Source organism: Sphingomonas hylomeconis, assembly GCF_025370105.1.
Classification (GTDB): domain Bacteria; phylum Pseudomonadota; class Alphaproteobacteria; order Sphingomonadales; family Sphingomonadaceae; genus Sphingomonas; species Sphingomonas hylomeconis.
Genome location: NZ_JANQBK010000001.1, coordinates 257437 through 278145, shown reverse-complemented (window position 1 = coordinate 278145; position 20709 = coordinate 257437). Strand labels below are relative to the sequence as shown.

The 20709-nt window shown below is 66.6% G+C and carries 23 protein-coding genes and 1 tRNA gene; 16 read left to right on the top strand and 8 right to left on the bottom strand.

Translation table 11 applies throughout. The annotated features are described in order from the left end of the window. Nucleotides 1-79: 79 nt before the first annotated feature. Complete coding sequence (locus NV401_RS01475) at nucleotides 80-733, bottom strand: hypothetical protein (protein WP_261292595.1); 654 nt, start codon at nucleotides 731-733, stop codon at nucleotides 80-82. A gap of 237 nt (nucleotides 734-970) precedes the next feature. Here NV401_RS01475 and NV401_RS01470 point away from each other — a divergent pair, with 237 nt between their 5' ends. From NV401_RS01470 to NV401_RS01455, 4 genes are all read left to right on the top strand, one after another. Continuing rightward, nucleotides 971-1591, top strand: a complete 621-nt coding sequence (locus tag NV401_RS01470) for an EF-hand domain-containing protein (protein WP_261292594.1) — start codon at nucleotides 971-973, stop codon at nucleotides 1589-1591. A 72-nt stretch (nucleotides 1592-1663) separates the two neighbouring features. Then, on the top strand, nucleotides 1664-2383 hold the full coding sequence (locus tag NV401_RS01465; RefSeq protein ID WP_261292593.1) for a response regulator: 720 nt from the start codon (nucleotides 1664-1666) through the stop codon (nucleotides 2381-2383). A gap of 38 nt (nucleotides 2384-2421) precedes the next feature. Next, on the top strand, nucleotides 2422-3732 hold the full coding sequence (locus NV401_RS01460) for a sensor histidine kinase (protein ID WP_261293054.1): 1311 nt from the start codon (nucleotides 2422-2424) through the stop codon (nucleotides 3730-3732). Between the two features lie 134 nt (nucleotides 3733-3866). After that, nucleotides 3867-4082, top strand: a complete 216-nt coding sequence (locus NV401_RS01455) for a hypothetical protein (protein WP_261292592.1) — start codon at nucleotides 3867-3869, stop codon at nucleotides 4080-4082. Between the two features lie 29 nt (nucleotides 4083-4111). On the opposite strand, the gene NV401_RS01450 is transcribed toward NV401_RS01455, so the two are convergent. Further along, nucleotides 4112-4196: transfer RNA gene (locus tag NV401_RS01450), tRNA-Leu, on the bottom strand. Between the two features lie 195 nt (nucleotides 4197-4391). Here NV401_RS01450 and NV401_RS01445 point away from each other — a divergent pair. After that, nucleotides 4392-4898, top strand: a complete 507-nt coding sequence (locus NV401_RS01445; protein WP_261292591.1) for a methylated-DNA--[protein]-cysteine S-methyltransferase — start codon at nucleotides 4392-4394, stop codon at nucleotides 4896-4898. On the opposite strand, the gene NV401_RS01440 is transcribed toward NV401_RS01445, so the two are convergent. Beyond that, nucleotides 4895-6403: a YifB family Mg chelatase-like AAA ATPase gene (locus NV401_RS01440; protein ID WP_261292590.1), complete on the bottom strand. Its 1509-nt coding sequence runs from the start codon at nucleotides 6401-6403 to the stop codon at nucleotides 4895-4897. The genes NV401_RS01445 and NV401_RS01440 overlap by 4 nt on opposite strands. A 117-nt stretch (nucleotides 6404-6520) precedes the next feature. Between NV401_RS01440 and NV401_RS01435 the strand changes: the two genes are divergently transcribed. The 8 genes from NV401_RS01435 to NV401_RS01400 all read left to right on the top strand — a co-directional run bounded on the left by NV401_RS01435 (nucleotide 6521) and on the right by NV401_RS01400 (nucleotide 12367). Next, a complete protein-coding gene (locus NV401_RS01435) occupies nucleotides 6521-6982 on the top strand; it encodes a PGPGW domain-containing protein (protein WP_261292589.1) in 462 nt (153 codons plus the stop codon). A 102-nt stretch (nucleotides 6983-7084) separates the two neighbouring features. Continuing rightward, nucleotides 7085-7219 carry a 50S ribosomal protein L34 gene (gene rpmH / locus NV401_RS01430; protein WP_261292588.1) on the top strand — a complete coding sequence of 45 codons (135 nt, stop codon included), beginning with the start codon at nucleotides 7085-7087 and terminating at the stop codon, nucleotides 7217-7219. Between the two features lie 32 nt (nucleotides 7220-7251). Further along, nucleotides 7252-7569, top strand: a complete 318-nt coding sequence (gene rnpA / locus NV401_RS01425; RefSeq protein ID WP_380817185.1) for a ribonuclease P protein component — start codon at nucleotides 7252-7254, stop codon at nucleotides 7567-7569. 142 nt (nucleotides 7570-7711) lie between these two features. Then, on the top strand, nucleotides 7712-7951 hold the full coding sequence (gene yidD / locus NV401_RS01420; protein ID WP_261292586.1) for a membrane protein insertion efficiency factor YidD: 240 nt from the start codon (nucleotides 7712-7714) through the stop codon (nucleotides 7949-7951). Then, on the top strand, nucleotides 7948-9651 hold the full coding sequence (gene yidC / locus NV401_RS01415) for a membrane protein insertase YidC (RefSeq protein WP_261292585.1): 1704 nt from the start codon (nucleotides 7948-7950) through the stop codon (nucleotides 9649-9651). Before yidD ends, yidC begins: the two co-directional genes overlap by 4 nt. Before the next feature lie 170 nt (nucleotides 9652-9821). After that, nucleotides 9822-10505 carry a ribosome biogenesis GTP-binding protein YihA/YsxC gene (gene yihA / locus NV401_RS01410; RefSeq protein WP_261292584.1) on the top strand — a complete coding sequence of 228 codons (684 nt, stop codon included), beginning with the start codon at nucleotides 9822-9824 and terminating at the stop codon, nucleotides 10503-10505. A 181-nt stretch (nucleotides 10506-10686) separates the two neighbouring features. After that, nucleotides 10687-11655 (top strand): MlaA family lipoprotein, encoded by a 969-nt coding sequence (locus NV401_RS01405; RefSeq protein WP_261292583.1) that lies wholly within the window; start codon nucleotides 10687-10689, stop codon nucleotides 11653-11655. A 46-nt stretch (nucleotides 11656-11701) separates the two neighbouring features. After that, nucleotides 11702-12367 carry a glutathione S-transferase family protein gene (locus NV401_RS01400; RefSeq protein ID WP_261292582.1) on the top strand — a complete coding sequence of 222 codons (666 nt, stop codon included), beginning with the start codon at nucleotides 11702-11704 and terminating at the stop codon, nucleotides 12365-12367. Here NV401_RS01400 and NV401_RS01395 read toward each other — a convergent pair. After that, complete coding sequence (locus tag NV401_RS01395) at nucleotides 12360-12821, bottom strand: cupin domain-containing protein (RefSeq protein WP_261292581.1); 462 nt, start codon at nucleotides 12819-12821, stop codon at nucleotides 12360-12362. The genes NV401_RS01400 and NV401_RS01395 overlap by 8 nt on opposite strands. A gap of 10 nt (nucleotides 12822-12831) precedes the next feature. Between NV401_RS01395 and dapE the strand changes: the two genes are divergently transcribed. Continuing rightward, on the top strand, nucleotides 12832-13974 hold the full coding sequence (gene dapE, locus NV401_RS01390) for a succinyl-diaminopimelate desuccinylase (protein ID WP_261292580.1): 1143 nt from the start codon (nucleotides 12832-12834) through the stop codon (nucleotides 13972-13974). Between the two features lie 9 nt (nucleotides 13975-13983). Here dapE and NV401_RS01385 read toward each other — a convergent pair whose 3' ends face one another. The 4 genes from NV401_RS01385 to NV401_RS01370 all read right to left on the bottom strand — a co-directional run bounded on the left by NV401_RS01385 (nucleotide 13984) and on the right by NV401_RS01370 (nucleotide 18355). After that, nucleotides 13984-15669, bottom strand: coding sequence for a putative bifunctional diguanylate cyclase/phosphodiesterase (locus NV401_RS01385; RefSeq protein ID WP_261292579.1), 1686 nt, complete (start codon nucleotides 15667-15669; stop codon nucleotides 13984-13986). A gap of 68 nt (nucleotides 15670-15737) precedes the next feature. After that, nucleotides 15738-16370: a Smr/MutS family protein gene (locus NV401_RS01380; protein WP_380817283.1), complete on the bottom strand. Its 633-nt coding sequence runs from the start codon at nucleotides 16368-16370 to the stop codon at nucleotides 15738-15740. A gap of 51 nt (nucleotides 16371-16421) precedes the next feature. Continuing rightward, nucleotides 16422-17705, bottom strand: a complete 1284-nt coding sequence (gene mltA / locus NV401_RS01375) for a murein transglycosylase A (RefSeq protein WP_261292577.1) — start codon at nucleotides 17703-17705, stop codon at nucleotides 16422-16424. Between the two features lie 5 nt (nucleotides 17706-17710). After that, on the bottom strand, nucleotides 17711-18355 hold the full coding sequence (locus NV401_RS01370) for a Tim44/TimA family putative adaptor protein (RefSeq protein WP_261292576.1): 645 nt from the start codon (nucleotides 18353-18355) through the stop codon (nucleotides 17711-17713). Nucleotides 18356-18519: 164 nt separating this feature from the next. On the opposite strand from NV401_RS01370, the gene secB reads away from it, so the two are divergent. Both secB and murJ read left to right on the top strand, forming a co-directional pair. Next, nucleotides 18520-19029, top strand: a complete 510-nt coding sequence (secB, locus tag NV401_RS01365) for a protein-export chaperone SecB (protein WP_261292575.1) — start codon at nucleotides 18520-18522, stop codon at nucleotides 19027-19029. Nucleotides 19030-19146: 117 nt separating this feature from the next. Further along, nucleotides 19147-20709 (top strand): murein biosynthesis integral membrane protein MurJ, encoded by a 1563-nt coding sequence (gene murJ / locus NV401_RS01360; protein ID WP_261292574.1) that lies wholly within the window; start codon nucleotides 19147-19149, stop codon nucleotides 20707-20709.

Genomic DNA, 20709 nt, shown 5'->3' with positions numbered 1-20709 from the left:
CCAGGCGGTGTCGGCTTTGGTCGTAACGCGTGGTGCGACAGGAAATCAGGCACGACGATCGTCAGCGCGTGGCGCGCGGCTAAGAGCCGGTTGTGTTGGCACCAGCCGCACGCTTGAGCAAATCGGTGAGCTCGGCAATGTCAAAATCCTGTGATCCCGAACCGGCTTGGTGAGCGGCTGCCATGAGATCGAGACTGCGCTGCAGAAGGTCCGCCATCATCGAATTGCCCACCGAGGCTTCATGTTCTTGCTGGCCCGTCACGATCGACATCATATCCATCGGCTCTTCCGACATCGACCAGTTGCTGGTCGATGTACCATTGAGCATCAATGGCAGAAAACCGGACGTGTCATCGAGTGATGCGCCGTGATTGACCACCATGTCGGTCGATATGATATGAAGCTGTTTCGGGCTCACCTTGGTGAAGTCATATTGGCCGTAAGGCAAACCTTGCGACTCGCTGATCTGGCGCGCGCCTTCGGCATAATAAGCGGCAAATTCCGCCTGTGTGTGCTCGACATTGTAGTAGTTCATATCGAAGTCGGCAGGAACCGCGCCAGCCGCAACTGGGACCTTCGCAACTGATGCAGTGCTTCGGTTCGTCGCGGCAGACGACGCCGCCATCGCAGCGTCGAATCCACCTGCTGTAGCGATTGGTGCCCTTGCGATGGTCGGCGAACGATACTGAATCGTGCGCATGGCGGCAGTCGAGCCGGAAATGGCGTTGATCATGATCTATGTCCCCCCGCGACAGGAAATAAGCCGGCATCTATAAAATCTGGTGAAGTGCATGCTTGGCGCCGCCCTTGTTGAACCGCCCGCCTTGCCCGTCGACTGCCCGGCCTTCCGTCGTTGCGACAATTCGCGACAAATCTCCCGCGGCTTGACACACAATCGCGACAGGCGCGGTGCAGTACGGTCATCAGGGAAAGCGGACAGGCCGCGCCCCTCAGTCCGGGATCCATGCACATGAAGAAGAAGCTTCTCATCGCCGCCGCACTCGCCACTTCGGCGGTCGGGGGCATTGCCGTCACCGCCAGCGCGATGCTCGCGCCGCGCGGTCCGATGGCCGCCGACACCGACAAGGACGGCGTCGTCACGCGGTCCGAATTCTTTGCCGCCGCCGAGGCGCGCTTCGCCAAGCGCGATGCCAATAGCGATCGCAAGCTGAGCGGCGACGAGATCGAGACCGGCCGCCGCGGCGAGAAACTGCTGCGCGACGACGCCAACAAGGACGGCACGATCACCTTCGCCGAGGCCACCGCCGCGGCGAATGCGCACTTCAAGGCGCAGGACGCCGACAAGGACGGCAAGCTCACCGGCGAGGAAATGCGCCCACGCGGGCCCCGTGGTCGCGGCGACATGGCAGGGATGATGCTGCGTCACGCCGACGCCAACAAGGACGGCAAGGTCAGCCGTGACGAGGCGCGCGCCGAGGCCGACCAGCGCTTCGATCGCCTCGACGCCAACCGTGACGGCTATATCGATCAGGCCGAGATGGCGGCGATGCGCGGCCCCGGCCGAGGACCCGGTGGCCCCGGTGGCCCGGGTGGCGACATGCCGCCCCCGCCCCCGCCCGCCGACGACTGAGCCGATGCCGGGCGGCGTGTCGTCGCCCGGCACCTTCTCCAATGGGGAAACATCATGCTAAGCGCCGAAGCAATGGGAGACACGCCACATTTGCTGCTCGTCGATGACGAGCGCTCGATCCGCGAACCGCTCGCGCAATATCTGACCAAGCAGGGGTTCCGCATCACCCAGGCCGGCGATGCCGCGACCGCACGCACGCGCCTTGCCGCCTATGCGATCGATCTCGTCATCCTCGACATCATGATGCCCGGCGAAGACGGGCTGAGCCTCACCCGCCACATCCGCGAGACGAGCGAGATCCCCGTCATCCTGCTCACCGCGCGTAGCGAGGAGACCGACCGGATCGTCGGCCTCGAAATGGGCGCCGACGATTATGTCGTGAAGCCTTTCTCGCCGCGCGAACTGTCGGCACGGATCAAGGTCATCCTGCGCCGCGCCGCGGCGGGCGGCGCGCGCCAACATGCGCCGGACAGCGGCTCGTTCGCCTTTGCCGGCTGGGTACTGAAATCGGGCGAGCGCGCCCTGGTCGATCGCGACGGCGTCTCCGTTCCGCTGTCGACCGGTGAATATAACCTGCTCCACGCGCTCGTCACCCGCCCGCGCCAGGTGCTGACGCGCGATCAGCTGCTCGATCTGACGCAGGGCCGCGAGGCCGCCGCCTTCGATCGCGCGATCGACAATCAGGTCAGCAGGCTGCGCCGCAAGATCGAGGCCGATCCGAAGAATCCCGAGCTGATCAAGACCGTGTGGGGCGGCGGCTACACGCTGGCGGCGGAAGTGACGCGGCTGTGACGCGGCTGCGGCTGTGGCCGCGCAGCCTTGCCGGGCAGATGGCGCTGCTGATCGCGCTCGCGCTGCTGATCGCGCAGATCATCAATTTCTCGATGCTGCTCAACGAACGGCGCAATTTCCGCTTCGAACAGGCCACCGGCCCGGCCGTGGCACGCATCGTCGACGCGGTCGAGCGCGCCGATCAGGCGCAACTCTCGCCGAACCGCGGGCGCGTGCGCCTGCTCGATACCTCGCCGATCGACAAGGCGGCGGAACATCGCCCCGAGATCGAACGCGGCATCCGCGATGCGCTGCGCGAATCGGGGCTGACCGTCGGCCGGATCGAAACTGCCGTGGTGGATGATCGGCCGCCCAGCCTGCAACGTCGCGGGCCCCCGCGTGATCGGCCGCGCGACCGGCTGCGCCGGCCCGGCGGCGGCGAACTGATCATCGCCGTCGAGCGCGCCGGCGGCGGCTGGCTGGTGTCGGCGACGCCTTGGCCGCGCGGCGAAGGGCAATTGTTCCTACGCCTGATCGCGCAGACGCTGATCCTCTACGGCATCATCCTGCTCCCGGTGTTGTGGATCGGCCGCCGCATCTCGCGTCCACTGCGCAGCCTGGCGAGTGCCGCGCGCGATTTCACGCCGGGCGAGGTAGACGTGCCGATCGCCGAGGGCGGCCCGCAGGATCTGCGCGAGGTGGTCGCCGCGTTCAATGCGCTGCGCCTGCGCGTTACGGCGATGTTGGACGAGAAGGATCGCATGCTCGGTGCAATCGGGCACGATTTGCGCACTCCGCTCGCGGCGCTGCGCGTGCGCATCGAATCGGTCGAGGACGATGCTGATCGCATCAAGATGGCCGACACGATCATGGAGATGGACCGCACACTGGACGACATCCTGTCGCTTGCCCGGCTCGGCCGACCGAGCGAACCTCTCACCGAGGTCGACCTTGCCGCTTTGGTCGATGCCGTGGTCGAGGATTTCCGCGATCTCGGCGCCGACGTGACGTTCGACGAGGAAACGCCGCGCCTGCAGATGCGTCTGCGCCCCTCGCTGATGCGCCGCGCAGTGCGCAACCTGATCGAAAACGCGGTAAAATACGGTACGTCCGCCGCGGTCACCGTGCAGGCCGCGCCGTCGCGGGTGGAGATACGCGTGGCGGATCGAGGCCCCGGCATCCCCGAAGATCGGCTCGCCGATGTGTTCGCCCCTTTCACCCGCCTGGAAACGTCCCGCAACCGAGATACCGGCGGAATCGGCCTCGGCCTGGCGCTGGCCGGCGCGATCGTGTCCGATGCGGGCGGCAGCATTCGATTGAGAAATCGACCGGAAGGTGGATTGGACGCGACGATCATCCTGCCGCGATGACGCCAAGTCGATCGCCCCCGCGCGATCGCATATCTTTTATTATGCCGCCATCTATGCTACGCAGGGACTTAGGGGGATCTGCCGAAATATTGGAGTCGCGTCTTAGGAAACTCGGCAGACGGAGGGTGAACGTCATGAACGCCTTGGAAGTTTACCAAAAGCTGTACAATGCCTGCGATCTGCTCGATCGCGAAGGCGATCATGCGATCGCCGCTTATGTCGGGCTCGCCATGGCGCTGTTGGCCGACAAATATGGCATCGACACCGACGAGGCGGGCGTGAAGCCCGACGGTGCGCATGTCGCCCATCTGGCCTCCCCCAGCGAGCAGCGCGGCAGTTCCTGGGCCTGAACTCCGGGTTTCGCGCGACGATCGGAAAATGGTGCGGGCGGTCGGAATCGAACCGACACTCCTTTCGGAACCGGATTTTGAGTCCGGCGCGTCTACCAGTTCCACCACGCCCGCATCGGCTTGAGGATCGGGGCGTCTCCGCCCCCCGTAATCGCGGAGGGCCGAATGGCATAGACGGGACAGCGCCGTCCAGCCTTTTTGTACCGGCGGCCCGAGTGGCCCGATATCGCGCCGGCTTTAAGCGCAGGAACCGGCATGCGCCGATCGTCGCGCCGCGTTAGATCAATCGTGACGATGCGAGGAACCGCGATGCGCTACGTATATACGACGATAGAATCGGTGGTCGGCATGCTCCGCCTGATCGCCAGCGATGCCGGCCTGACGGCAATCCTGTGGGAAAACGACGCGCCCGGCCGTGTGCGCCTGAGCGATTCAGTCGAGCTAATCGAGCTGGCCGACGATGTCGACCACGCGGTGCTCGGCGAGGCAAAACGCCAGCTGGCCGGCTATTTCTCCGGCACGCTGACCGCCTTCACCGTACCGCTCGATTTCCACGGCACCGAGTTCCAGAAAAGCGTGTGGGCGGCACTGATCACCATCCCGTTCGGCGAGACGCGCAGCTATGGCGAGATCGCGCGCCAGATCGGCCGCCCGGGCGCCTCGCGTGCGGTCGGCGCGGCGAACGGCCGCAACCCGATCTCGATCATCGCACCCTGCCACCGTGTGATCGGGGCGAACGGCAGCCTGACCGGTTTCGCCGGCGGATTGGCCGCCAAACAACGGCTGCTCGACATGGAGCGCGCGCCAGCGCGTTAGTTGCGCGGCGCCTGCCGCCGATAGCTGAGCGCCTCGGCGACCTGAAGGCGCCCGACTTCACCATGTCCCGCAAGATCGGCGATCGTCCGTGCCACGCGCAGGATGCGCGTATAGCCGCGCGCCGAGAGCCGCATCGCCGCGCTCGCCTGTGCCAGCAGTTTGCGCCCCGGTTCGTCCGGCGTGGCCACCGCGGCGAGCAGATCGCCGTCGATCTCGGCATTGGTGCGCATGCCGTGATCGGCATAGCGGCGGAGCTGGACGCGTCGTGCCGCGGACACCCGCTCCCGCACCTCGGCCGAGCCCTCGGCCGGCGGTGGCAGCACCAGATCGGCCGCACTCACCGCCTGCACCTCGACATGCAGGTCGATGCGATCGAGCAGTGGCCCGCTGACCTTGGCCTGGTAATCCGCCGCGCAGCGCGGCGCCCGCGAACAGGCCAGCGCCGCATCGCCGAGATGCCCGCAGCGGCACGGGTTCATCGCCGCCACCAGTTGCACGCGCGCCGGAAAGGTTACGTGCGCATTGGCACGCGCCACGCTCACCGTGCCCGTTTCCAGCGGCTGGCGCAGCGAATCGAGCACGGCACGCTGGAATTCGGGCAATTCATCGAGGAACAGCACGCCGAGATGCGCCAGGCTGACCTCGCCCGGCTTCACCTTCAGCCCCCCGCCGACCAGCGCGGCCATCGACGCGGAATGATGCGGCGCGCGATAGGGCCGCGTGCGCGTCAGCCGCCCGCCCTGTAGCGTGCCCGCCACACTCGCCACCATCGACACGTCGAGCGCTTCGGCGGCATCGAGCGGTGGCAGGATCCCGGGCAGGCAAGCCGCCATCAGCGATTTGCCCGCGCCGGGCGGCCCGATCATGAGCAGGTTATGCCCGCCCGCCGCCGCGATCTCCAGCGCGCGCTTGGCCGTTTCCTGCCCCTTCACCTGTGCCAGATCGGGGCCGACAAAGCCCTCCTCGATCGCGCCGGGCTGCGGCGCGGGCAGCAGCCCGTGACCCTTGAAATGGTTGAGCAGCGCCAGGATGTCGGGCGCCGCGATCACCTGGATCGATCCCGCCCAGGCCGCCTCCGGCCCCTGCGCTGCCGGGCAGATCAGCCCCTTGCCGATCGCCGAGGCATGCAGCGCAGCGAGCAGCACGCCCGGCGACGGCGCGATCCGCGCATCGAGCCCCAATTCGCCGACCACGACGTAATCCGCCAGCGTCTCGGCATCGACCACGCCCATCGCACCGAGCAGGGCAAGCGCGATCGGCAGGTCGAAATGCGACCCTTCCTTGGGCAGGTCGGCCGGCGACAGGTTCACGACGATGCGTTTCGGCGGCAGCGCCAGCCCCATCGCGGCGATCGCCCCGCGCACCCGCTCACGGCTTTCCGCCACCGCCTTGTCGCCCAGCCCGACGACGTAGAAGCCCGGCAGCCCGGGGATCAGCTGCACCTGCACCTCGACCGCCCGCGCATCGAGCCCGAGATAGGCGACGGTCGATACGCTTGCCACCATGCAGCCGCCTCCCCCCGAAGTCGGGCGAGCATAGCTGCTTTTTTCAAGGGGGAAAGAGCGCGCCCCTTGCTCTCACCGCTCACGGGGTTGCCGATCAGTCCTCGCGGCTAATAGCTGATGTTCTCCCGCGAAAGCGGCAGCCCAGAGCACCACACGGCATCGCTCTCGTCCCTGCCCCCCGCGTTCGGGGGGGGGAACAAGGTGGTGCTGGCGCAGCGGAAGCAGTTCCGCGGCGACAATCCTGGCTGTCTTGCCAAAACAACACACCGGCCCCACTTATTGCAGGTGACTGTCGCCCCTCGCCCCGCCACCCACCCGTTCAAGCGTTACGGGCAACTCACGCTCGGCATCCTCCTGATCCTTGGCGCGGGGATCGTGGCCCCGCTTCCCGGTCCCGGCGGCGCCTTCCTGTTCGCCGGCGGCATGATTCTCGTCCTGCGCAATTCCGCCTGGGCGCGACAGCGCTGGGCGCGGCTCAAGCGGCGATTCCCGCGCGTCGGCAGTTTCGTCGATCGCATGATGCGCCGCGGCAGCGCGTTGCGCCGTCATGCACGCGACAAAGCGGCGGCGGCGAATTGACTTTCCCGGCCGTCTTGCCTAATGGCCCGGGCTTCAAGGTCGCCCCCGTGGCGGCCTTCTTACATTCAGATGCCCCCCGGGTTAGATTTTAGGGAATGACCGATGAAGCGGACCTTTCAACCGAGCAATCTCGTGCGCGCGCGTCGTCACGGCTTCCGTCTCCGCTCGGCGACCCCGGGCGGCCGCAACATCCTGCGCGCACGCCGCAACCGCGGCCGCAAGAAGCTGTCGGCCTAACCAACCCCGCTGGCGCCGCCAGCATATCGACCTTGCAGGTTCGCCGCGATTTTCTCGCGGCGAATGCGGGCAGGCGCGCACCGATGCCGGGATTCGTCCTGCTCGTGCGCGACCGCCAAGACGGGTCGCCCGATATGCGTATCGGCTATACCGTCACCAAGAAGATCGGCAACGCCGTGGTTCGCAACCGCATGAAGCGGCGGTTGCGTGCGCTGGCGCGTGATCTGTTGCCCGAGCGCGGGATTCGCGGCGCGGATCATGTGCTGATCGGCCGCAACGGCGGGATCGAGCGTGACTATGCGCAATTGCGCAGCGAGCTGGCCAAGGCGCTGGCCAAGGTGATGCGGTGAATCACCACCAAACCGTCATCCTGAACTCGTTTCAGGATCCAGGCGCGGCCATCCGCCTCATGGACACCGGTTTTTTGGACTCTGTCCGCGCATGGATTCTGAAACAAGTTCAGGATGACGACGGTTTTTCGGCCGGTGCCACATGCTAGCCCGGCTGCTCATCCTCATCGCCCGCGGCTGGCAGCTCGGCCCCTCGCTGATCCTGCCGCCGACCTGCCGCTACGCGCCAAGCTGTTCTTCCTATGCAATCGAGGCGCTTCGCCGCTATGGCGCCCTCAAAGGCGGATGGCTGGCGGCACGACGGATCGGGCGCTGCCATCCCTGGGGCGGATCGGGCTACGACCCGGTTCCTGAACTTCGCGAACGGATTGCTGACCAGTGAAAGACGACCAGAAGAATTTCATCCTGTTCGCGGTGATCGCGGCGCTGATCCTGTTCGGCTGGCCCGTGCTGCAGAACAAGTTCTTCCCCGCCGCCAACCCGCCGGTCACCAAGATCGTTGAGGGCAAGGCACAGGTCGTGCCCAACCCAAGTGCCGATCCCGCCGCCGATGCGCCGTCCGCGGTGCGCGATCGCACCCTCGTGCTGCGCGAAACGCCGCGCGTACGGATCGACACGCCGACCGTGAGCGGCTCGATCAACTTGAAGGGCGCGCGGATCGATGATCTGATCCTGAAGACCTACAAGGAAACGATCGCCAAGGATTCGAAGCCGATCCGCCTGCTCTCCCCCTCGGGCAGCCCGGACGCCTATTTCGCCGGCTTCGGCTGGCGCGACGACGGGCTCAAGCCGCCCGCGCCTGACACGGTGTGGAAAGCGACCGGCGACGTGCTGTCGCCCGGCAAGCCGGTCACGCTCGACGCCGCCAACGCGCAAGGGCAGCGTTTCCGAATCGAACTGTCGGTCGACGACGGCTATATGTTCACGATCCGCCAGACGGTCGCCAATGCCGGCGCCGCGCCGGTGCCGGTCGCGACCTACGGCCTGGTCAACCGCAACGGGGTGTTCAAGGAACCGGATACCTGGACCGTTCAGGTCGGCCCGATGTCCGCGCACAATGGCGGCGCGGATTACGGCACGAACTTCTCCGACGTGGATGAGGCTGCGCAGAAATTCTCCACCACTGGCGGCTGGCTCGGCTTTACCGACAAATATTGGCTGACCGCGATCGTTCCCGATCAGGCGGTGCCGTTCGACGGCCAGTTCCGCGCCGGCGCCAACAAGGCCTATCAGGCGGATTATTCGGTCACGCCGCGGCTGCTCGCCCCCGGCAAGGCGCTGACGCAGACGTCGCGCTTCTTCGCTGGCGCCAAGGAAGTCCGCCTGCTCGATCGCTATACCGACAAGGAGGGCATCGCCTTCTTTGATCACGGCATCGATTGGGGCTGGTTCCGCATCGTCGAAAAGCCGATCTTCTATTATCTCGACTGGCTGTTCCGCATGGTCGGCAATTTCGGCGTCGCCATCATCCTGCTGACCTTCACGATCCGCGGAATCATGTTCCCGATCGCGCAGAAGCAGTTCAAGTCGATGGCGGCGATGAAGACGCTGCAGCCCAAGATGAAGGCGCTGCAGGAGCGCTACAAGGACGACAAGCCGCGCCAGCAGCAGGAGATCATGCAGCTGTACAAGACCGAGAAGGTCAATCCGCTCGCCGGCTGCCTGCCCACCTTGCTGCAGATCCCGATCTTCTATGCGCTGTACAAGGTGCTGCTGCTGACGATCGAAATGCGCCACCAGCCGTTCGTCGCCTGGATCAAGGATCTCTCCGCGCCGGATCCGGCGACGATCCTAAACCTGTTCGGCTATCTGCCGTTCACGCCGCCGCATTTCCTGGCCATCGGCATCGTGCCGGTGCTGCTCGGCATCTCGATGTACTTCCAGTTCAAGCTCAACCCCGCGCCGATGGACGACACGCAGAAGCAGATCTTCGCGATCATGCCCTGGGTGCTGATGTTCGTGATGGCGCCGTTCGCGGTCGGTCTGCAGGTCTACTGGATCACCTCAAACTGCCTGACGATCCTGCAGCAGCGCGTGCTCTACGCGCGGCATCCGGGGATGAAGGAAGCGACGGCGAAATAGCCACCGCCGGCTTGACCCGCCCGAGCGTCACCCCGGACTTGTTCCGGGGTCCACCGGGCGGCATGCTATGGACAAGCGGCTCGGCGGGAGCGCTCGCGGCGTAGTGGACCCCGGAACAAGTCCGGGGTGACGAATGAGGCTCGCCAGCCTGATATGAACGGACCGAACAGATGACCGACACACCGCCCGAAGCGTCCGCCCCCGCGCCATTCGAAACCGCGACCTTCGACCCCGATCTGGTCGAGCGCGCGCGCAAGACGTTCGCCGGCCCTGTCGCGTTCCTGAAGTCCGCGCCGAAGCTCGAATTCCTGCCCGAGGCGAGCGTGCCGGAAGTGGCCTTTGCCGGCCGCTCCAATGTCGGCAAATCGTCGCTGCTCAACGCGCTCACCGGGCGCAAGGCGCTGGCGCGCACCTCGGTCACCCCGGGCCGCACGCAGGAACTCAACTTCTTCGATGTCGGCGAGCCGCTCGGCTTCCGCCTCGTCGACATGCCCGGCTATGGCTATGCCAAGGCGCCCAAGGACATCGTCAAGCAGTGGCGCTTCCTGGTGAACGATTTCCTGCGCGGCCGGCAGGAACTGAAGCGCGCGCTGGTGCTGATCGACTCGCGCCACGGCATCAAGGATGTCGACCGCGAGATCCTCGAGATGCTCGACAAGGCCGCGGTCAGCTACCGCCTGGTGCTGACCAAGGCGGACAAGATCAAGGCCAGCGACCTTGCCGACGTCGCGACTCGAACCGCCGAGGAAGCGCGCAAGCGCGCTGCCGCCCACCCGGATATCTTGCTGACCTCCAGCGAAACCGGACTCGGCATCGCCGAATTGCGCGCGGCGGTGATCGAAGCGATCGGCTGACCGCCGACGGCACCCAACCGGAGCGGCCGATATCAGCGACTTGCGGCGATGCGCGCCGGGCCGGGGCGCCGGTCGTGGTGCCGCCCGGCAATTAGCGTTTCGTGCCGCGGCGAGACTGTGCTTCAGGGATATTTCGCAAACATGACGGTAAGGCGAAGCCGTATTTCTGGAAGGGCGGCACGTGGGCCTATTGATCTTGACGACGGCTGCGGCGCTCTCGGTTGCGCCCCCGCTGCAGACCGAGCCGCCGGCCGCTCCGGCGGCGCCGATCACTGCCCCCGTCGATCAGGCAGTACCCCAGCCGATCGAGACGCCCGCACCGTCGCTCACACCGCTACCGCTGCAGGATACCGCGCCACCAGCCGCTGAGCCGCCGCACCAGGCCGATGTGGTGGTCACTGCGCGCTCGGCGTCGGATGCTGCCGATCCGCTGCGCGGCGCCAATCTCAAGGCGTTCGAGCTTACCAATGCGGTCGACGATGCGATCGTCGGGCCCGTCGCGATGGTCTACAAGAAGAAGGTGCCCTCTCCGATCCGCCAGGGCATCCACAACTTCCTGTACAATCTGCGCGAACCGGTCGTGTTCATCAACTTCGTGTTGCAGCACAAGATCGGCAAGGCCGCGGAAACGGTCGGCCGCTTCGCACTCAATACGACGATCGGCGCGCTTGGCGTGGTCGACATGGCCAAACGCAAGCCGTTCAAGCTCCCGCGCCGCGGCAACGGGTTCGCCGATACGCTCGGCTTCTACGGTGTCCCCAACGGCCCGTTCATGTTTCTGCCGATCGTCGGACCGACCACGGTACGCGATCTGTTCGGCGGCGCGGTCGATCGCCTGACCATGCCGCTCGTGTTCGGCCGGACTTTCACCCGCCCGGAAGTTGCGGCCCCGCTCGGCGTGCTCGGCGCGCTCGATCACCGCGCCGAATTCGACGAGACGCTCTCCGCGCTGCACGACGGCCAGGAAGATCCCTACGCCAACACGCGCGCCTTCTACCTGCAGCGCCGCCAGGCCGAAATCGATCATCTGCGCGGCCGCAAGACCGGCGCGTCCAGCCCGATGTCGGAAAAGCCGGTCGGGCCGATCCGGGTCAACGGGCGCGTGCTGACGCCCACACCGGCGCCACCGACACCCGCCCCCGGCAACTGATCAGGCGCGTTGCCTGTGCGGCCTGCCGCCGCTATCCCGCCTCCCTATGAAACTGATCATTGGCAACAAGGCCTATTCCTCCTGGTCACTGCGCGGCTGGCTCGCGTGCAAGCAATCCGGGCTGCTGTTCGAGGAAGTCGTCGTGCCGCTGTACGACGAGGCATGGGACAAGCGCCGCGAAGGCGACGAATTCGCCCCCTCCTCGGGCAAGGTGCCGATCCTGTGGGATGGCGATGCGGTGGTGTGGGACAGCCTGGCGATCATCGAATATCTCGCCGAGAAGACCGATCGCGACCTGTTTTGGCCAGCCGACGATGCCGCGCGCGCAATGGCGCGTTCGATGTCGGCGGAAATGCATTCAAGCTTCACCGCCCTGCGCCGCAAGCACAGCATGAACATCCGCCAGTCCTTCCCGCCCGTGCAGCCCGACGACGACGTGATCGCCGATCTCGCGCGCATCATGGAGCTCTGGGCGCAGGCGCGCGCACGCTTTGGCGGCGACGGCGAATTCTTGTTCGGCCCGTTCGGCGCGGCCGACATCATGTTCGCGCCCGTCGTCACGCGCATCGTCACCTATAGCCTGCCGATCGCGCGCTTCGCCGCCGGCTATATGGACGCGGTGCTGCAGCATCCCTTCATGCAGGACTGGATCGCCGCCGCACAGGAAGAGGAATGGGTGATCGAGAAGTTCGAGGTGCCTTCCGCTACTTGATCCGCTGCGCTGCGTACGGCGTGCCGTCCTTGTGCGTATAGCCGTGCGGCGCGAAATCCATGTCGATGTCTGAATAGCAGCCGCCCTCGTCGGCGCCGGTGCCGATCGCGACGAACACGCAGTCCGCGTCGCTGCGGTTCTGCAAATGATGTCCGTTGGCCATGCCTTTGGGGAACGCCGCGACGTCGCCGGCGCGCAGCACCGTTTCGCCGTCATCCTCGACCAGCACCGCTTCGCCCGACAGCATCACCACCAATTCGTCCTCGCTGCGATGCCAGTGCCGCTGCGACGACCAGGCGCCGGGCTTCAGCGTGACGTGGCTCGCGCCCATCTGGGTCAGCCCCGCCACCGGGGCCATGCGGCGGTACCAGCGTCCTGCCACCGCCGCGTCGAACGGCGCCGGGTAGCCGGTAGCATTGGTCTGCGGGATTGTATCGAGATCGAGCTTGGGCAATGTCCCCTCCATGTCTGAGCCACATATGCCACCCGAACGTCCCGATGTCCTTGATCTCGCCACGGCGCTGATCGCCTGCGATAGCGTCACGCCTGCGCGCGGCGCCGTGTTCGACGTGCTCGAAGCGGCGTTGCTGTCGCTCGGCTTCGCGGTTGATCGCTTTGTCGTCGGCGCGGCGCCCGATGGCCCGGTCGAGAACCTGCTTGCCGTCCGCGGTACCGCCGGCCCGCATTTCGCCTTTGCCGGACATCTCGACGTCGTCCCGCCCGGCACCGGCTGGACCAGCGGCGCGTTCGCCGCGGACGTGCGCGACGGTCTGCTTTACGGCCGCGGCGCGGTTGACATGAAGGGGGCCATCGCCGCCTTTGTTGCCGCCATTCCCGTCACCAGCGCCGGCACGATCAGCCTGATCGTTACCGGCGACGAGGAAGGCCCGGCGACCTTCGGCACGCCCGCGATCATCGATCGTATGGCCAACCGCGGCATCGCGCCGGACCTATGCCTGGTCGGTGAACCGACTTCGACGGCCCGGCTCGGCGACATGATCAAGATCGGTCGTCGCGGATCGGTCAATATCTGGATCGATATGCCCGGCCGCCAGGGGCATGTCGCCTATCCGCAGCTTGCCGACAATCCGATCCCCAGGCTCGTTGCGGCACTGGCCGAGATCGACGCGATCGTGCTGGATCACGGCAACGCCTGGTTCCAGCCCTCGAACATCGAGGCGACCGACATCACCGTCGGCAACCCCGCGACCAACGTGATTCCCGCGCATGCCGCGGCGCGGCTCAGCGTCCGCTTCAACGACGAGCAGAACGGTGCGGCGCTGGTTCAGCGGATCGAGGCGATCGTGCAGCGCCACGCGCCGGCTGCCACCGTTACCGCGCGCATTTCGGGCGAGGCGTTCCTGACGCCGCCGGGCGCCTTCTCCACGCTGATCGGCGATGCGATCGAGGCGCATACGGGACTTCGCCCCGAACTTTCCACCACCGGCGGCACGTCCGATGCACGGTTCCTGTCGAAGCTATGCCCGGTGGTCGAATTCGGCCTGTGCAACGCAACGATGCACAAGCTCGACGAGGCGGTGGCGATCGCCGATCTCGAAACGCTGCGCGATATCTACGCCGACATCATCGCCCGCGCGCTGCGCTAGCGCCCATCGTTACGCCCGGGCGCGGAGCGCGCGGCGCGCGTCGGTGCGCGACCAGTCGACGAATGCGGCCTCGTCCATCGGCTCGGCGATCGCGAAGCCCTGGATCACGTCGCAGCCGATCACGCGCAGCACATCGGCCTGCGCCTGGCTTTCGATCCCCTCGCCCACCGCCTCGCAGCCCAGGCCATGGATCAGCCCGATCACGGCCTGCGCGATCATCCGCGCCTCGGCGCTCTCGGCAATATCAATGATCAGGCTGCGATCCAGCTTCACCCGATCGACCGGCAGGTCGCGCAGCCGCGACAGGTTCGAATAGCCGGTGCCGAAATCGTCGATCGCGATCGTCGCGCCGTCCGCGCGCAACTGCGCGATCGCCTCGATCACGTCCTGCGAGCAATGCATGGCCAGCGTCTCGGTGATTTCCAGTTCGAGCAGCCGGGCCGGGGCATTGGCCAGACGCATCGCTGCGCGCAGCCGCTTGAAGAAAGCGGCATGATCCAGCTGGCGCTGCGAGATGTTGATCGCCAGCCGCTGCTCGATGCCTAGCCGCCCCCAGCGTTCGATCGTCTCGGCTACCGTCGCGATCACCCATTCGCCGATCTCGACAATCAGCCCGGTTTCCTCGGCGCGCTGGATGAACGCGCCCGGCAGTGTAGTGCCGTCACGCGGATGCTGCCAGCGCAACAGCGCCTCGGCCGCCACGATCCGTCCGTCGGGCACGCTGACCTGCGGCTGGTAGACCAGCGTGAACTGCCCCTGTTCGATCGCTTCGCGCAAATCGATTTCCAGCCGCGCCCGGTCGGCAATCCGATCGGCCAACTCCTTGGTGAAATATTCCGCCCGCCCCCGCCCGCTGGCCTTGGCATGATACATCGCGGCATCCGCGGCGCGCATCAGATCGGTCAGGTTGGTGCCGTGATCGGGACGCATGGCGATGCCGATCGAGGCACCGATCTCGACATCGGTGCCGAGCAGATCGAACGGCTCGGCCAGCGCGAACAGCAGGCCGCGGGCGATCCGCGATGCCTCGCTAGCATCGGCGAGGTGGCTGACGAACATGGTGAACTCGTCACCGGCGAGCCGCCCGATCAGCGGCTGCGGCGCGCCGGTATCGTCGCTCACCCGGTCGCCCACCGCGCGCAGGCGATTGGCGACCATGCCGAGCAGCATGTCGCCCATCGCATGGCCCATCGTATCGTTGACGGTCTTGAATCGATCCAGATCAATGAAGAACAGGGCGGCGATCGTGCCGGGCGGCAGATCGCTCAGCATGCGCTCGCAGGTACGCCGGAAATTGGTTCTATTGGGCAGCGCGGTGACCGAATCGAACATCGCCAGCCGATGCACGCTTTCGAGATTGATGCTGATCTGCTGGAACAGCCCGGTCATCGCATTGGAGAGATCCGGCACGCAGGTGCCGATCTCCGACGGGATGGCGCTGGTCAGATCGCCTTGCGCGGCATGCGAGAGGCGCAGGATTGCCGAATCGATCGCTGCCGCAGTGCTGGCCAGCGCGCGTTCGGCGGACGCCCAGCTCAATACGGCGCAGACGATCGCGGCGATCAGCGCGCGCGCCACATCGGCGATGCCGATCGGCCCTTCGGGCGTCGTCGCAACCAGCGCCAGGATGAATGCAACCGATCCGGCGCACATCGCGAACGCAATAGCGCGGCTCTTTAGCGACACTCCTTCCATTGCGCTCGTAAGGTCCCCGGCCTGTGGACCGATCTAGCGGCCCCGAGCCGAAAATAACCGCTGAGAGGTTAATAAACTCGATTCGGGTCTGACCTTCGCAAAATGATATACAATGCGCCGGCGCCGCCGTGCCGCGGGTGCGCGCCGCGCACCGCGGCGATCGCCGAGGCGTGCCGCGAGCCCGCCAGCCAGTCGCCCACCGCCGCGCGGATCGCGCCGCGCGCGTGCGGCCGCTCGCTCTCCGCGCGGGGCGGCTTGCCCGTCACCAGCAGGACGACGCGATCGCCCATGCGGATCGCCTGGTCGAGCGCGCCATCCAGCGTCGCATAGGCAGTGGAGAGGTTGTGTCCGTGCAGATCGATCGAACAGTCCGGCGACACGAGGCCGCGGGCGAGCTTCTTGTCCCACGACCCGTCGAGCGTGTTGCTCTTGCGCCCCTCCTTCGACGGGAGGGGTTGGGGGTGCGCGCGTGGGCCTGCGCGTGCGCCTGCGCGTGCTTTCGTGACGACGCTGCCGACGCCGAGGTCCAGCAACTTCTCGAACATCGCGCTCTCGCTCGACTTGCCCCCCGCCCCACCCTTGCCAGCGAGGAGGGCTGGCGGTGCCGCGACCACATGCTTCGAAGGCTTCGCTGCGACCTTCGTCACCGGCACTTTCGCCACCGGCTTGGGCGCCACGCGCAGCGGCCGCACCGTCTCCAGCACGCGCGCCCATAGCGCCGCTTCGCCCGACGATAACGGCCGGTCCGCCATTTAGGGCGCCGGGAAGCCCCGCGCCGCATTCAGCCGCGCGATCGTGCCGATCGGCAGCAACAGGAACGCCGTGCCACGCGCGCTCATCCCGCCAGCAGTGGCGCGCGCATCGTCGCCCGCGCCCCAGAAGGTGTCGAAGCGATTGCTACCCTTGATCGCGCCGCCGGTATCCTGCGCCACCCACAGACCGTTGGCGTCGGTGCGGTCCATCGACAGGAACACCGGCGCGCCCAGCGGCACGAACTTCACGTCCGCCGCCACGCTCACCGCGGGCGTCACCGGCAGGCCGAGCGCGCCCAGCGGCGATCCCTGCTGTTCGCGGAAGAACACATAGCTCTTGTTCTCGCGCATGATGTCGCGACCCTCGGCCGGATGGTCATGCAGCCATTGCACGATGCCCTGCATCGATGTCTGCCCGGGGCCGAGCAACCCGCGCGCCTTCATCAGCGCGCCGATCCCGGTATAGGATCTGCCGTTCTGCGTATCGTAGCCGACGCGCATCACCGTCCCATCGGGCAGACGCAACTGTCCCGATCCCTGCACCTGCAGGAAGAACAGCTCGACCGGGTCTGCCGCCCAGGCGATGATCGGCGCGCGCCCGTCGAGCGCGCCCTGCTCGATCGCGGTGCGATCGAAATAGGGAATGAAGGCGTTCTTCTCGACCCGCCCGCGGATTTTCTTGCCCTTCAGGTCATCGCTGAACAGGCCGAGATCGGCCTCGACCAGATCGCTCGGCCGGCCATAGATCGGCACATAGCCGTCGCGCCGCTCGCGCGCGCCGTGGATCTGCGGCTCGTAATAGCCGGTTGCAAAGGCGCGGCCATCGCCGACCTGTGCGGTCTCGAACCATTGCGCGAAGAAGGTTCGGGCATCGCCGGCCGACCTGGCCGCGTCACATGCCGGTTGCCAGTCGCTACCGCGCGTCAGCCCCGACGTGTCGGTGCGCCGCACCAGCGAGGCACAGGAGATGCGGAACGCGGCCAGCGCATCGCGCGCCTGCGCATCGCTGATCGGCAAGGAAGCGAATACCGGCCCCGCGACCACGCCCGCAGCCGCGGCCGTAGTCGCCCCGAGGGCCGGCACGGTGGCGATCGGCGGCAAAGGAACGGCGGGAATCGGCTGCCGCACCGGTACATTGTTCTGTCGCGGCGGTTGATAGCTGTCCCGGCCCGTGGTGCGGGGCGGCGGGGTGCGCGACACGCCGTTCGGCGGCACGATCCCGCCACTGCACGCACCAAGCAGCAGACCGAGCGCGACGCCGGCCAGTCCGCGCGCCCTTGTCATGCGCATCACGCTTCGTCGGTATCGGCGAGCTTCCAGTTCGGATCGCTGCTCTTCAGCGTCCGTGCGAAGGTCCACACGTCGTGCGTCTCAACCGCGTCGCTCATCGAACCAGCGATGACATTGCCCTCGGCATCGCGGGTGATCGCCGCGACATCGGCATCGAAGCGCAAGGTGATGCGCGCCGCGCTGCCGTTGAGCGATGCATCGGTGATCACCGCGCGTTCGATCGACACCAGTCGGTTGTCGAGCACGTGGCCGGTCTCCGCCCGCGCTGCAATCGCTTCGCCGAAGGCCGCCTTGACGTCGGACTCGACGAGCCATTCGAGCGACTCTTCGTCACCCTTCCAATAGGCTTCCAGGATCATGCGATACGCGCCCTTGGCGCCCTCGACGAACTGGCCGATGTCGAACCCGGGCTCGGCCGCAACTATCTGTCGCAGGCCCGCTTCGGCCTTGCTGTCGATGTGGCGGTTGGCGATCTCGCGCGGCTCGGGCGCACCCTCGATCGGGCGTGGCAGCACGGTGATCGGCGCGCGCTCCTCGGCCGCCTTGGGCAGCGCCTGTTCATGGCCGGTGCGCTTGCCCAGCACCATATAGAGACGTAGCGCCACAAATCCGGCGACCATCGCAAGCAGTACAACGTAAAACACTCTGGTCTCCAAACGCGCAGGTGCGGGCACGCAACATAGGCGTAACACGCGGGGCTTTCAAATGCTCCCCCAAACCGCCAAACCGTTGAACATGGGCACGCCGCCTGCTAGGCGCGCGCTCCTGAGCCGTGATATGGCCCACTCTATTCAAAGGACGAGTTTCGATGAGCGACCAGGACCGCGGCGTGACGACCGAGCCCTACACCAACGGCGAAGATACGGCGCCCGCCGTCGGCCTGCTGTCGCAATATGTGAAGGATTTGTCGTTCGAAAATCCCAACGCTCCCGCGATCTACCAGAACCAGACCGCGCCGCAGATCGACGTGCAGTTCAACATCGGCTCGGGCCAGGTCGGCGAGGACGTCTATGAAGTCGTGCTCAAGATCGAGGTACGCGCCGAGGCCGAGGGCCAGGTCGCATTCATCGTCGACCTGTCGTTCGCCGGCCTGTTCGGGCTGCGTAACATCCCCGCCGAGCATCTGCAGCCGTTCCTGCTCGGCGAAGCGCCGCGCCTGATCTTCCCGTTCGCCCGCCGCGTGCTGGCCGATGCGGTGCGCGACGGCGGCTTCCCGCCGCTGCTGCTCGAGCCGATCGATTTCGGCACGCTGTATCAGCAGCAGGCCGATGCCGAAGGCCAGCCCGCCGTCACCACCGGCGAAGTCGGCACTGCTTGAGCCTGACCGCGTCCGCGCCCCCGTGGTCCTGCGAAAGCAGGAGTCCGAGGCGACGGGCGGCACCATAGCGGCTCTGGGCTCCTGCTTGCGCAGGAGCACTTTTCAAAAGGCATGGCCATGAACCTGACACGCGCGCTGGGGTCCGTCGGGGGGCTCACCCTCGCCAGCCGCGTGCTCGGATTGGTCCGCGATTCGCTGTTCGCCCGCTTTGTCGGCGCGAGCTTCGCGTCGGATGCTTTCCTCGTCGCGTTCCGCCTGCCCAACCTTTTCCGCGCGCTGTTCGCGGAAGGGGCCTTCTCCGCCGCGTTCATACCGATGTTCAATCGCAAGATGGCCGAGGGCGAGAACGGCATGCCGCGGGCCGTGACGTTTGCCGAAAACGCGTTGTCGGTGCTGCTGCCGATGCTGATCGTGTTCACGATCGTGATGGAGCTGGCCGCCTGGCCGGTCACCTATCTGCTGTCGGGCGGATTCAAGAATGCCAGCGCCGGCGAGTTCGCCTTCGCGGTTGAGTTATCGCGGATCACCTTTCCCTATCTGCTGCTGATCAGCCTGGTCTCGCTGCTCGGCGGCATCCTCAATTCGCTGCAGAAATTCTGGGTCAACGCCGCCGCACCGATCCTGCTCAACGCGACGCTGATCGCGGCGCTGCTGTTTTTCCATACCGATCCGCTCGGCACCGCGCGCAACCAGGCGATCGCGGTGACGGTATCGGGCGCTTTGCAACTGCTGTGGCTCGGCTGGTCGTGCCGCGCCGCGGGCGTTCGGCTGCGGCTGCGCATGCCGCGGCTCAACCCCGACGTGAAGAAGCTGCTGTCGTTGATCTGGCCCGCCGCGGCCGGCGCCGGGGCGGTGCAAATCAACCTCGTTGTCTCCACCGCGCTCGCCGCCAGCCTGCTGCCCGAAGGCTCGGTATCGTACATCTATTATGCCGATCGCCTGAACCAGCTGCCGCTTGGCCTGATCGGCATCGGGCTCGGCACGGTGCTGCTGCCGACAATCTCGCGCCAATTGGGGCTAGGCCATGAGGCGGACGCGATGGATACGCAGAATCGCGGCATGGAGCTGGCGCTGTTCTTCACGCTGCCCGCTACCGTCGCGTTGATTGCGTGCGGCGCCCCGATCGTCGCCGCCTTGTTCCAGCACGGCGCGTTCAAGGCGGACGATACCGTCGCAACCGCCGGCGCGCTTGCCGCCTTCTCGATCGGGCTGCCCGCCTATATTCTCGTCAAGGTGCTGACGCCGGGCTATTATGCCCGGTCGGACACGCGCACGCCGGTGCGCTTTGCGACGATCGCGATCGCGATCAATTTCGTGCTCAATCTGGCCTTCATCGTGCCGCTCCAGCATCTCGGCCCGCCGCTCGCGACCGCGCTTGCCAGCTGCGTCAACGTGTTCCTGCTGTACAGGACGCTGCGCACGCGCGGCCATTTCGTGCCGGACCTCCGTCTGCGCCGCCGCGCCGTCCGCCTGCTCGGCGCAGCGCTGCTGATGGGCATCGCGATGTATCTGCTCACCGACCGTTTCACGCCCTATACCACCGGCCCGAGCCTGACCCGCTGGATGGCGATGTTCGTGCTGGTCGGCACCGGCGGGCTGGTCTACGCGGTCGCCTGTTTCGTGCTGCGCGCCTACACCCCCGCCGATCTGCGGGTGATGTTCCGGCGCAAGGCGGTTTGA